A 12,519-nucleotide genomic window follows, 5' to 3' on the forward strand; every position below is an offset into this window, starting at 1 on the left:
TTAATTCAGCGCGGTGCCGCGGGTGACGATCTTGCCGGCGCCCGCGATCAGGCGGTCGAGCACGAAGCCGATGATGCCGACATAGAACAGCGCCAGGATGATTTCGCTGATATGCGAGGAGTTCCAGGCGTCCCAGATGAAGAAGCCGATGCCGACGCCGCCGATCAGCATTTCCGCGGCGACGATCGCGAGCCATGACAGGCCGATGCCGATGCGAAGTCCCGTGAAGATGTAGGGCGCGGCGGCAGGGATCATGATCTTGGCAAAGAACTCGAGCGGGTTGAGCTGCACCACTGCGGCGACGTTGCGATAGTCCTGCGGAATGTTGCGGATGCCGACCGCGGTGTTGATGATGATCGGCCAGACCGAGGTAATGAAGATGACGAAGATCGCCGACGGCTGGCCGTCACGGAAGGCCGCGAGCGAAAGCGGCAGCCAGGCCAGCGGTGGGATCGTGCGCAAGACCTGGAACAGCGGATCGAGCCCGCGCATGGCCCAGACCGACTGGCCGACCAGGACGCCGAGCGCGATGCCGGCGATGGCGGAGAGCGAATAGCCGAGCGCGACGCGCTGGAGACTGGCGGAGAGATGCCAGAACAGACCCTTGTCGATGCCGCCATGGTCGAAGAACGGATCGAGGATCAGCTCCTTGGTGTCCTTGAAGACTTTTGACGGCGGCGGCAGCGCCGAGCCGGCGCGACGGCAGACCAGCTCCCATATCAGCATGAGCAACGCGACCACGACGAGCGGCGGGATGACGCGCACGGCGGTCTCCCGCGCCATCCGCGCGTAAGTCTCCGATCGCGGCGGCCGCTTCGGTGTCATCGCGACGACCGGCGCGGCAGCGCTCGCAGGCTTCGCGGTCTCAACCTCGATCTTCGTGGCGGGCATCTTCATCGCAATATCTCTCCGGCTGCAAAAGACGATGCGGCCGCCCGGAGGCGGCCGCCGGCTCCATCAGACTTCGACGCGCTTGATCGCGAGCGACTTCAGATAGGCAGCGGGATTTTCCGGATCGAACACCTTGCCGTCGAAGAAGGTCTCCTTGCCGCGCGACGTAGAGGCCGGGATCTCCGCACTTGCGACGCCGAGCGTCTTGGCCGCATCGCGCCACATGTCCTCGCGGTTGACCTTGGCGATCAGCGCCTTGGTGTCGAAATTCGCCTCGTACTTGCCCCAGCGGATGTCCTCCGTGAGGAACCAGAGGTCGTGGCTCTGGAACGGATAGGAGGCGAAGTCGCGCCAATACTTCATGATGTGCGGGGAGTTCTCGACCACCTTGCCCGGGATGCCGTAGTCGAACTTGCCAGCGGTGCGGTCGAGCACGTCTTCGACGGGGCAGTTCATCCACTGCCGCTTGCCCATGATGGCGGCAAGCTCGGCCTTGTTCTCGGCCTTGTCCGACCATTGCTGCGCTTCCATCACCGCCATCAGCAGCGCCTTCGAGGCCTTTGGATATTTATCGACGAAGGCGGCGCGCATGCCGAAGGATTTTTCCGGATGCTTGTTCCAGAGTTCGCCGGTGTTGATGGCGGTGTAGCCGATGTTCTGATGGATCAATTGCAGATTCCAGGGCTCGCCGACGCAGAAGCAATCCATGGTGCCGACCTTCATGTTGGCCACCATCTGCGGCGGCGGCACCACGATGGTCTCGATGTCCTTGTCGGGATCGATCCCGCCGGCGGCGAGCCAGTAACGGATCCAGAGGTCATGCGTGCCGCCGGGGAAGGTCATCGCGGCCTTCACGGCCTTGCCTGAGGCCTTCTTCTTCTCCAGCGCCGCCTTGAAGGGCGTGGCGTCGACGCCGAGCTTCAGGTCGGCATATTCGTTGGCGACGGAGATGCACTGGCTGTCGAGATTGAGCCGCGCCAGGATGTACATCGGCGTCGGCTGATTGTTCTGCGTCACCTTGCCGGCCGAGATCAGATACGGCATCGGGGTGAGGATGTGCGCACCGTCGATGCCGTTGCCTTCTGAGCCGAGCACGAGATTGTCCCGCGTGGTGCCCCAGGAGGCCTGCTTCTGCACGTCGGTGTCAGGCATGCCGTATTTGGCGAACAGGCCCTTGTCCTTGGCGACGAACAAGGGGCCGGCATCGCTCAGCGCGATGAAGCCGAGCTTGGCACCCTTGACCTCGGGGCCGGCGTCCTGCGCGAAGGCGCCAGCGGGGAAATTGAGTTTTACGGCGGCCAGGAGTGCGGCGGTCGAGCCGGCGGCCTTCAACAATTGACGGCGGCTGAGGCCAGTGTCCGACGGCCGGCGGGTGCGCTTGGTCATGGGCGATATCGTCCTTTGCGTCGTTGCAGAATGATTGCGTCAGTGCACACGAGCAGCCCATCCGGTCCGGCGACGCCTGAAGCTGCGCATGCGAACGCGAGGCGGGGAGACCCCCGTCTGGTGGCGTCGGCAATTCGGATGAGAAGTCTCGCGGGACGGCTTCAATGGCGTCGGGCTGGAACTATTCAAGCTTCGTGCCAAGCGCCACAACGTAGAAAATCTCGAAAGATCAGTATGCTACAGGCAGCGCGCCAGTCTGTCGCAGGCCCGTTCCGCTCGCGAAATTTGCGGCTGCCCAATAATTGTGCGGCGCACAACAGTTGTGCAGCAGCCCAAGCAAAAGGCCGCATCAAGCGCAAAAGCCGGGGCAGCCAAAGCTCTACCAGATTGATGTTGCTTGCTTTTTATGAGCCCAGCACACGGCACGCAACTTGCCTCTCCATTTACGTCAATGAAGACTGCGGCTTTGCCGCATTGATGCAGGCGCTGGCGGCTGCATCCCGGAAGCTCAACTGCTTCGCGGCCCTCCTCGGCTCGGTCGTCGTGACGCAATCCCAAAGGCTTCCAACTCTCCATCGCCTCGTGCGCGGCAGGTCAGCCCGCACGGGCAGTGACGTTCAATCGCTCTCGCAGGAGGGCGAGATCTCTTTCTTAGGAAGCAAAAGGAACCATCGATGTCGTATCTCGCGCCTTCGGAATTCGTCACCAAGATGGTGGATGCGGGCGAGTCCAAAGTCTTCATGTCCACCCGGGATACCATCATCCGCGCCTACATGGCCGGCGCCATCCTGGCGCTCGCGGCATGGTTCGCCGTCACGATCAACGTGAACACGGGGCAGCCGCTGATCGGCGCGCTGCTGTTCCCGGTCGGCTTCGTCATGCTGTATCTGCTGGGCTTCGACCTCCTGACCGGCGTGTTCGTGCTCTCCCCGCTCGCGCTGATCGACAAGCGCCCCGGCGTCACCATCGGTGGCGTCTTGCGCAACTGGGGCCTCGTCTTCGTCGGCAACTTCGCCGGCGCCTTCACCGTGGCCTTCATGATGGCTTTCGTCACGACCTTCGGCTTCACGCAGGACCCCGATAAGATCGGCACCGCGATCGGCAATATCGGCGAAGGCCGAACGCTGGGCTACGCTGCGCATGGCGCGGCCGGCATGGCGACGCTGTTCCTGCGCGGCATGCTTTGCAACTGGATGGTCTCGACCGGCGTGGTCGGCGCCATGATCTCGACCTCGGTCCCCGGCAAGGTCATCGCGATGTGGATGCCGATCCTGGTGTTCTTCTACATGGTGTTCGAGCATTCCGTCGTGAACATGTTCCTGTTCCCGTCGGGCCTGATGCTGCACGCAAAATTCTCGATCATGGATTACCTGATCTGGAACGAGATCCCGACGGTGCTCGGCAACCTCGTCGGCGGCCTCGCCTTCACCGGCATGACCCTCTACGCCACGCACGTCATGACCAAGCCGAAGCGCCAGGCCGGCAAGGCCACGTCGCCCCGCGTCGCGGCCTGATACGTCTCGACAGGAGAGCCTCGCCCGATCAGGGTGAGGCTCCCCTTTGCCGGTGATGACGATGACTCGCGGACTTCAGATCTCGGTCGGCCAGCATTCCGACAAGGGTCGCAAGCCCATCAACCAGGATTTTCACGGCGTCCTCGTTCCGGACGAGCCGATGCTCAGCCTGAAGGGCATTGCAGCCGTCCTCGCCGACGGCATCTCCAGCAGCACGGTGAGCCAGATCGCCAGCGAGTCGGCGGTCAAGAGCTTCCTGATGGACTATTATTGCACGTCGGAATCCTGGACGGTGAAGACCTCCGCCCGCCGCGTGCTGGACGCGACCAATTCCTGGCTCCACGCGCAGACGCGCAAGAGCCAATATGCCTATGACCGTGACAAGGGTTATGTCTGCACGCTGAGCGCCATGGTCATCAAGGCGACCACCGCGCACATCTTCCACGTCGGCGACTGTCGCGTCTACCGCGTGGCCGGCAAGGCGCTCGAACAGCTGACCGACGATCACCGGATCATCGTGTCCTCGGAGCAGACCTATCTCGGCCGTGCGCTCGGGATCAATCCGCAGCTCGAGATCGACTACCAGAGTTTCGAGATCGAGACTGGCGACACGTTCCTGCTGGCGACCGACGGCGCCTATGAATTCGTCGACGCGCGTTTTGTCACGAGTGCGCTCAGCGACCATGCAGCCGAGCTCGACGGAGCGGCGAAGGCGATCGTCGAGGAAGCCTACCGGCGCGGCAGCGACGACAACATCACAGTCCAGATCCTCCGCATCGATGCGGTGCCGCAGCGCGAGCCGGCCGGCATCTTCAACCAGACCTCCCAGCTGCCGCTTCCCCCGCTGCCGGAGCCGCGGGCCGTCTTCGACGGCTACAAGATCGTCCGCGAAATCCACGCCAGCAGCCGCAGCCATATTTACCTTGCCGTCGACGCGGTGACCGAGGAGCCGGTCGCGCTCAAGCTGCCGTCGATCGATTTGCGCGACAATGCCGCCTACCTGAAGCGCTTCCTGATGGAGGAGTGGATCGCGCGCCGGATCGACAGCCCGCACGTGCTGAAGCCGCTGTCACAGTCGAAACGGCGCGGTTACCTCTACGTCGCGACCGAATTCGTCGAAGGTCAGACCTTGCGGCAATGGATGACGGACAATCCGCGCCCCGATCTCGAAACCGTCCGCGGACTGGTCGAGCAAATCGCCGCGGGCCTGCGCGCCTTCCACCGCATGGAGATGCTGCATCAGGACCTCAGGCCCGACAACATCCTGATCGACAAGACCGGCACCGCGAAGATCATCGACTTCGGATCGGTTAAGGTGGCAGGCGTCGCGGAGGCCGCGCCACAGGACGAGACCGACGAAATTCTGGGAACGGTCCAGTACACGGCGCCGGAATATTTTCTTGGGCAAGGCGGCTCGCCGCGCTCCGACATGTTTTCGCTCGCCGTGATCTGTTACCAGATGCTGACGGGAAAGCTTCCCTATGGCACCCAAATCGCCAGGGTCCGGCGCAAGGCGGACGTGCGGAGGCTCAAATACCGCCCGGCCGATGACGACAGCAACGTGCCCGCCTGGGTCGACGGCGCGCTCAGACGTGCGCTGCATCCGGATCCCTACAAGCGGCACGAGGATCTGTCCGAATTCGTCTTCGAGCTTCGCACACCCAATCCGGCCTATCTCGACACGCGGATCACGCCGCTCTTGGAGCGCAGCCCGCTGATGTTCTGGAAATTGACCACGGCGGCGCTCGCCTGCGTCGTCGTGGTCCTGCTAGCGATGCTGCACGCGCGCTGATCCGGGTGTAGCCACGCAAAGCATCACCACGTGATCAGCGGAGACCGATGCAGCCAGGTATCGGCGCGCACCTGATCGAGCACGAATGTCGCAACGTCTTCGCGCGCGATGGTACCGCCATGGAAGCCCGAAAAATCCGTCAGGGCCCGGACCGAGCCGCGGCCGGGCTTGTTGTTCAGGATCGAGGGGCGAACCAGGACCCAGTCCAGCCCGCTGTCTCTGACGATTGCTTCCTGCCGGTCCTTGTCGGCGTACACCTTCTTCAGGAGAAGCGGAAAGATCACATTGTCGGCGATAAAGCCGCCGTGCCCGGCACTGTCGCCGGCGCCCATTCCCGTGATGCAAACGAGCCGCGAGACCTGCTCGGCCTTCATCGCGCTCACGAGCGCGCGCGTCGCGGTCGAGAGAAGCGTCACCTCGCGGAACGGGCTTACCGGTGTACCCAGCGCACTGACCACGGCCTCACGGCCTTTGAGGGCTGCGCGCAGGGCTGTTTCATCGCGGGCGTCTCCGACGATAAGCTTCGCCCCGTGATGTCACGTGCCTTCTCGGCGGAACGCACCAGCACGGTGACGTCGTAGCCTCGCGCCACCGCCTGGTTGACGATCAGGCGACCGGTGGCACCGGTCGCTCCAAGCACCAATATCTTCGTCGCACCTTGCGGATCCGCCGGAACAGTGGCGATTGAAGAGGTCATGATGGGAGTCCTCGTTGTCGTGATGGGGACGTGCCCATGCCGTCAGGCAGAGGCCGCGATTTCGGAGACGAAGTCGCGATAGGAGCGCAGGGGACGGCCCAACAACGCGGTCAGACGCTCGACGTCGCCGGCTTCGGGGACCATTCCCTCGGTGAGGAAACGCTCGCTCATCAGCCGCATGTCGTAGGCCATCCAGCTCGGCATGAACTGCCGGAGATTCTTCTCGAAGCCGGCGGTATCGTCACCGGGATAGGCGACCGTGCGGCCCAGCACCTCCGACCAGACCGCGGCGGCTTTCGCGCCGGTCAGCGTATCAGGACCGACGAGATTGACGCGGTCGAGCGCAAGCGGCGTTGCGGCGCGCTCACGACGGATGAGCTCGAGGGCCGATATCTCACCGATGTCGCGCGCATCGATCATGGCGAGCCCCTTGCTCCCGATCGGCATCGGATAGATGCCGTATCCGGTCACCACGTCCTTGATCGTGACGTCGTTGTTCATGAAGTACGCCGTGCGCAGGATGGTGGCGTTGAAGCCCATCTGCTCGATCATCCGCTCGACGCCGAACTTGCCGGCAAAGTGCGGGACGTTCACGTAGCGATCGCTGTGGATCACCGAGAGGTATACGACCCGCTCGACACCAGCCTCGCGGGCGACGTTGAGCGCGATCAGCGCTTGCGTGAATTCATCCGGCACCACTGCGTTGAGCAGGAACAGGGTCGAGACGCCCTTGAATGCGCTGCGGATCGAGTCGACGTCGAGCAGGTCGCCCTGCACGACGGTGACGCCTGCCGGGAGGTTTGCCTTGGCTGGATCGCGGGCGAGAGCACGGACATCGGCGCCGCGTTTGGCGAGCTGTTCGACGACGTGGCGGCCGACGGTGCCGGTTGCACCGGTAACGAGGATGGTCATGGAGATCACTCCGGGTTGGTCAGAAGACACCCGGAAATTAGCGATCCACAAACGAACCGATAGCCGCTATATTTGGACGGACTGTCTCACTGGTGGAACGATGTACCTGCTCGCACTGACCGACTTCAATCTCGTCGCCCGGCACGGCGGCTTCGGACGGGCCGCACGCGCCACCGGACGCCCGAAAGCCACCCTGTCCCGGCGGGTCGCCGAGCTGGAAGCTGCCCTCGACCTGCGCCTGTTCGAGCGCGGGGCGCGCACCCTGAAACTCACACAGGAAGGACGCGCCCTTTACGAGCGGACGGGGGCCTTGCTCACCGAGCTCGATGAGACGGCGACAGCGATCGCCTCGGGTGGGGACAGGCCGCGGGGGCGCTTGCGGATCAGCGCGCCCTTGCTGTTCTCGCAGACTGCAATGGGAAACCTCGCGGCCGGGTTCGCGCTCAGATATCCGGAGATCCGTCTTGAGGTCACGACGGAAGATCGCTCCGTCGACATGGTGGAGGAAGGGTATGACCTCGTCATTCGGGTCAATCCCGATCCGGATGACAGCCTTGTCGGACGAATCTTTCTGCGCGATCGGCTGGTGGTCGTGGCAAGCCCGGACCTGAAACGACCGAGGGACGGCATCGCTGTGCCGGCTGTCATGCGCGGAGCGGGCGACCAGCTGACAAGCTGGGAAGTCACGATGCCCAGTGGAAGGTCGCGCATCGCGATTGATCCGGTCCTGCGCCTGTCATCGCTCGTCATGGTTCGCGACGCGGTCCGGGCGGGCGTCGGCGCCACACGCCTTCCGGTATCACTGGTCAGTCACGACCTGGCTGCCGGCACGCTGGTGCATTGGGGCGACATGGACGGACCAGAGATCGCGTTGTGGACGCTCTATCCATCGCGCCGGCTGTTGAGCGCGCGCGTCTCCGCCTTCCTCGACTTCATGAAAGAAGCCTTTCCGATGGGGACGCCTGACGAGCTGGCGGCGTTTATCGGGAGATGAGCGGGTGGCGCGCGCTGCTCGCGCCTGACGGTCAGGCGTGCTCCTCCGCCTTCGTCCCCAGCGGCCTCGGCGCCATGCCGCCGCCCGGCTTGAGGTGGAATTCGTAGCTCATCAGATGCCACTGCCCGTTCGCCTTGCTGCCGTCGGGCATCGCCGCATCGTTGCGCGGCTCGACCTTGGCGACGAGGTCGTCCTTCACGCCGAACACCACGTCGGAATCCAGATATTTGTCGCCGTCCATGAAGACGTGGGTGATCAGCGGCTCGTAGCCCTTGGCATTGACCAGGAAGTGCACATGCGCCGGGCGCATCGGGTGGCGGTTGGTCTGCACGATCATCTCGCCGACCGGGCCGTCGGTCGGGATCGGGTAGCTGCACGGCAAGATGGTGCGGAAGAAGAAGCGGCCATCGCTGTCGGTGATGAAGCGCGCCCGCGCCGAGGCGCCGACCTCGTCATAGTTCGGCTTCTGCGAGTCATAGAAGCCGTCATCGTCAGCGTGCCAGACGTCGACGGGGACATTCGCGAGCGGCTTGCCGTCGAGATCGGTGACACGGCTCTGCACGAACATCCGTTCGCCGGTTTGATTGTTCGGAGAGATGTCGGTTCCGTGCGCCGTCACCTTGTGCTCGCCGACATAGAACGGCCCGAGCACGGTGGTCTGGGTGGCGCCCTCGCGCTCGCGATGGTTGACCGCGTCGACCAGCATGGAGACGCCGAGCACGTCGGACAGCAGGATGAATTCCTGTCGTGTGTCCGTGCATTTCTGGCCGGTGCGGGTCAGGAAATCGATGGCGTATTCCCATTCCGCGAAAGTGAGGCCGGTCTTGCTCACGTAATCGTGCAGCGACTTCACCAATTCCTGGAGCAGGAATTTCGCGCGCGGGTGAGGTGTCTGGTCAAAGCTCCGGACGACGGCTTCGGTGAGTTCGGTTTCGTTGAACTGGGTCATGGTCGTTTGCCTGCGTTTTCTCATTGGCCCGTTGGGGATCTTTTTGGGCTGCTTGGAGGCGTTCCAAAGTGAAGCCTACACCAAACAGCCGGCCGGCGTTAAGCGCGACCGGCTTGGAATAAGACCGCCTTTTCGGCTATCAACGGCGGACAAAACTTTCGGAGGAACTGATGCTCGCCCCCACCCCCGCGTCGCCCGAATCCGTGGGCATGTCCAAGGCCGCGCTCGACCGTGTCGATGCGCATCTGAAGAGCCGGTACATCGATGCCGGTCGCTTCCCGGGCACGCATCTCCTGGTCTATCGCCGTGGCAAGATCGCCCACAGCTCGGTGCAGGGTTTTGCCGACGTCGAACGCAAGCTGCCCGTCAAGGATGACACCATCTACCGCATCTATTCCATGACGAAGCCGCTCACCAGCGTCGCCTTCATGATGCTGGTCGAGCAAGGCCTCGTCGCCATCGATGAGCCGGTCGCCAAGTACATTCCGGAATGGAAGGATCTCGGCGTGTTCGTCGCCGGCACTGCGCCTTCCTTCCTGACCCGGCCGCCGTCGCGGCCGATGCTGATCGTCGACCTCCTGCGCCACACCTCCGGCCTCACCTACGGCTTCCAGCAGCGCTCGAACGTCGATGCCGCCTACCGCGCCGAAAAGATCGGCGAGGTCGAGAAATCCGGCACGCTCCAGACCATGATCGAGAGCCTTGCAAAAATCCCGCTGGAGTTCTCGCCGGGCGAGGCCTGGAATTACTCGGTTTCGACCGACGTGCTCGGCTACCTCATTGGCAAGATCTCCGGCATACCCTTCGAGCAGTTCCTGAAACAGCGCATTCTCGATCCACTCGGCATGACCGACACTGATTTCCACGTGCCGGCTTCCAAGGCCCACCGGTTCGCTGCCTGTTACTCGGCCGACCCGGGTGGCGGCATGACCTTCCATGCCGGCCAGCGCCGCGAGGGCCTGACGTTGCAGGATGATCCAACCAAGAGTTCGTTCCTGTCACCGCCGTCCCTGATTTCGGGCGGCGGCGGGCTGTGCTCGACGACGGCCGACTATCTCACCTTCTGCCGTGCGCTGCTCAATGGCGGCGAACTCGGCGGCGTCAGGTTGATCGGGCCGAAGACGCTGGCGCTGATGACGACCAACCACATTCCGGGTGGACGCTCGCTGCCGGAAGTGTCGCGCTCGCTGTTCGCGGAAGCCGCCTACAACGGCATCGGCTTCGGCCTCGGCTTCGCCGTGACGATGCGCCCGGCCGAGACGCTGGTCGCCGGCAGCCCCGGTGAATACAATTGGGGCGGCGCGGCCACGACTTCGTTCTGGATCGACCCGGCCGAAGAATTGATCACCATCTTCATGACGCAGGTGCTGCCGTCGAGCGCCTACCCGCTCCGGCGCGAGCTGCGCAGCATGGTCTACGCTGCGATCACCGAGAGCAATCTCTGAGAAAAATGCACCGATTCCGCGGCATCAGAGCCGCGGGATCAAGCCCCGCTCATTTCAACATCTCCGGCACGATCAGGCGCGGCAGGAACAGGGAAACGCTGGGCCAAATAATGAGCGCCGCCAGCACGAGCAGCATGGGGATCAGCATGATCACCGTGTCCTTAAGCGCATAGCGCAGCCGTACCCCGGCGATCGAGCAGGCGATCATCAAGCAGAGGCCATAAGGCGGCGTCACCAATCCGAAGGCGAGCGAGACGATCGAGATGATCGCAAACTGCACCGGATGAAGGTCGACCGATTTCGCCAGCGGTTCGAGAACGGTGCCGACGATGATGATCGCCGGAATGGCGTCGAGGAAGCAGCCCACCACCAGAAAGCAGAACGCGATGAAGAAGCCGGCCCCGATCGCGCCCATGCCCCAGGTCGAGACGTTAGCCAGCAGTTCCTGCGGAATCCTGTAATAGGCCAGCAGCCAGCCGAACGCGCTCGCGGTACCGACGCAGAACAGCGCCACGCCGGCAAGGCGCCCGGTATCGAGCAGCGCCTTGTAGAGTTCGCGCGCGCCGGTTTCACGGTAGAAGAACGTCGACAGCGCCACGGAATAGAGCACTGCGACGCAGGCGGATTCGGTCGCGGTGAACCACCCCAGCAGGATGCCGCCGACAATGATGAACGGCGTCATCAGCGCCGGTATCGAGCGCCAGATGGCGCAGCACATCTCCCTCCAGGTGTCCTTCGGATAGGTCGGATAGCCCCGGCGCACGGCATAGATATGCACTGTTGCCATCTGCGCGCCCGCGATTAGCAATCCCGGCACGATGCCTGCGAGGTACATCGCGGCGATCGAGGTCGAGATCAGTCCGCCCCACACGATCATCAGGATCGAGGGTGGGATGATGACGGCGAGCACGGCCGAGACCGCGGTGATGGCGATCGAGAACGAGAGGTCGTAGCCCTCCTTGGTCTGGGCATCGATGAATATCTTGGACTGGCTCGCCGCGTCCGCGGTGGAGGATCCGGAGATGCCGGCAAAGAACACCGACAGCACCACGTTGATCTGCGCCAGCGACCCCGGCCAGTGCCCGACCATCGAGCGGGACAGCGCGACCAGCCGGTCGGTGATGCCGCCGATGCTCATCAGATTGGCGGTGAGCAGGAAGAACGGGACCGCTAGCAGGATGAATGAATTGTAGGCGTTGAAGGTTTCCTGCGCGAGCGTCATCAGCGACAGATGCGGCTCGATCAGCAGGATCGGCACGCAGGCAAGGCCAAGCGCGAAGGCGACCGGGACGCGGATGATGAGCAGGCCAACGAAAGTACCGAACAGGACCATTGCGGCCTGCCCGGCAGAAAGAACATTGCCGCTCATTGATTTGCCCCAAACAAAATCCGCATCTCGTCGACGATCTGTTCACCGGCGAACACGATCCAGGTCACGCCGGAAATCGGCCAGGCGACGTGGATCAGCCAAAGCGGCAGATCGGCCAGCTCCGAAGTTCTGTTCCAGGCAAAGCGGGTGAACTCGATTCCGGCGGTTACGAACACCAGTGCCAGCGCCAGCACGCCGAGCCGCGCGAGAATCCGGACCATGGCTTCGCTTCGGCGTGACAGGTCAGGCCAGACGTCGACTTCAAAATGCTGCGACTCTCTGATGCCGACCATGGCGCCAATCATGATCGTCCAGATGAACATGAACCGCGCCATCTCCTCGGTCCAGATGTAGGACGGAATCAAAGGCGTGTAGCGCGAGATGATCTGCAACGTGACCGGAATGACCAGCATACCGACGGAGGCGGCGAGCAGGATTTCCAGCAGTTTTGCATAGGCCGCCGTTGCTCGGCGCCATGGCGACGGGTTCGGTGGCATCGATATTTCAGTCATCACGACTCCGGGGGATCACAATCACGCAATGGGGCAAGCCGTCTGGCTTGCCCCGACG

Annotated in this window: 10 protein-coding genes and 1 pseudogene; 4 read left to right on the forward strand and 7 right to left on the reverse strand. The window is 63.3% G+C overall.

The features are described 5' to 3' along the window. Complete coding sequence (gene ntrB, locus IVA93_RS26465) at window positions 1–897, reverse strand: nitrate ABC transporter permease (RefSeq protein ID WP_018457091.1); 897 nt, start codon at window positions 895–897, stop codon at window positions 1–3. A 60-nt stretch (window positions 898–957) separates the two neighbouring features. Then, entirely contained in the window at window positions 958–2,277 is a 1,320-nt protein-coding gene (locus tag IVA93_RS26470) for a CmpA/NrtA family ABC transporter substrate-binding protein (protein WP_085352121.1), read from the reverse strand. A 674-nt stretch (window positions 2,278–2,951) separates the two neighbouring features. Here IVA93_RS26470 and IVA93_RS26475 point away from each other — a divergent pair. Beyond that, window positions 2,952–3,791, forward strand: coding sequence for a formate/nitrite transporter family protein (locus IVA93_RS26475; protein WP_018457093.1), 840 nt, complete (start codon window positions 2,952–2,954; stop codon window positions 3,789–3,791). A 55-nt stretch (window positions 3,792–3,846) separates the two neighbouring features. Further along, window positions 3,847–5,583 (forward strand): bifunctional protein-serine/threonine kinase/phosphatase, encoded by a 1,737-nt coding sequence (locus tag IVA93_RS26480; protein ID WP_018457094.1) that lies wholly within the window; start codon window positions 3,847–3,849, stop codon window positions 5,581–5,583. A gap of 23 nt (window positions 5,584–5,606) precedes the next feature. Here the strand turns inward: IVA93_RS26480 and IVA93_RS26485 are convergent. Both IVA93_RS26485 and IVA93_RS26490 read right to left on the reverse strand, forming a co-directional pair. Next, window positions 5,607–6,280: pseudogene (locus IVA93_RS26485) on the reverse strand (NAD(P)-dependent oxidoreductase). A 42-nt stretch (window positions 6,281–6,322) separates the two neighbouring features. Further along, a complete protein-coding gene (locus IVA93_RS26490) occupies window positions 6,323–7,192 on the reverse strand; it encodes an SDR family oxidoreductase (protein ID WP_018457096.1) in 870 nt (289 codons plus the stop codon). Window positions 7,193–7,292: 100 nt separating this feature from the next. On the opposite strand from IVA93_RS26490, the gene IVA93_RS26495 reads away from it, so the two are divergent. Beyond that, the gene (locus IVA93_RS26495; protein WP_018457097.1) at window positions 7,293–8,186 is read left to right on the forward strand and encodes a LysR family transcriptional regulator; all 894 of its coding nucleotides are present in this window, start codon (window positions 7,293–7,295) and stop codon (window positions 8,184–8,186) included. A 31-nt stretch (window positions 8,187–8,217) separates the two neighbouring features. Here IVA93_RS26495 and IVA93_RS26500 read toward each other — a convergent pair whose 3' ends face one another. Beyond that, entirely contained in the window at window positions 8,218–9,135 is a 918-nt protein-coding gene (locus IVA93_RS26500) for an intradiol ring-cleavage dioxygenase (RefSeq protein WP_018457098.1), read from the reverse strand. A 170-nt stretch (window positions 9,136–9,305) separates the two neighbouring features. Here IVA93_RS26500 and IVA93_RS26505 point away from each other — a divergent pair, with 170 nt between their 5' ends. Further along, window positions 9,306–10,580, forward strand: coding sequence for a serine hydrolase domain-containing protein (locus tag IVA93_RS26505; protein ID WP_018457099.1), 1,275 nt, complete (start codon window positions 9,306–9,308; stop codon window positions 10,578–10,580). Window positions 10,581–10,629: 49 nt separating this feature from the next. Here IVA93_RS26505 and IVA93_RS26510 read toward each other — a convergent pair whose 3' ends face one another. Together IVA93_RS26510 and IVA93_RS26515 are read right to left on the reverse strand one after the other, a co-directional pair. After that, window positions 10,630–11,949, reverse strand: coding sequence for a TRAP transporter large permease (locus IVA93_RS26510; RefSeq protein WP_018457100.1), 1,320 nt, complete (start codon window positions 11,947–11,949; stop codon window positions 10,630–10,632). Next, window positions 11,946–12,461, reverse strand: a complete 516-nt coding sequence (locus tag IVA93_RS26515; RefSeq protein WP_026233300.1) for a TRAP transporter small permease — start codon at window positions 12,459–12,461, stop codon at window positions 11,946–11,948. Before IVA93_RS26515 ends, IVA93_RS26510 begins: the two co-directional genes overlap by 4 nt. Between the last annotated feature and the right edge of the window lie 58 nt (window positions 12,462–12,519).

The sequence above is a fragment of the Bradyrhizobium sp. 155 genome (assembly GCF_023101105.1).
In the GTDB taxonomy this organism is placed as follows: domain Bacteria; phylum Pseudomonadota; class Alphaproteobacteria; order Rhizobiales; family Xanthobacteraceae; genus Bradyrhizobium; species Bradyrhizobium canariense_D.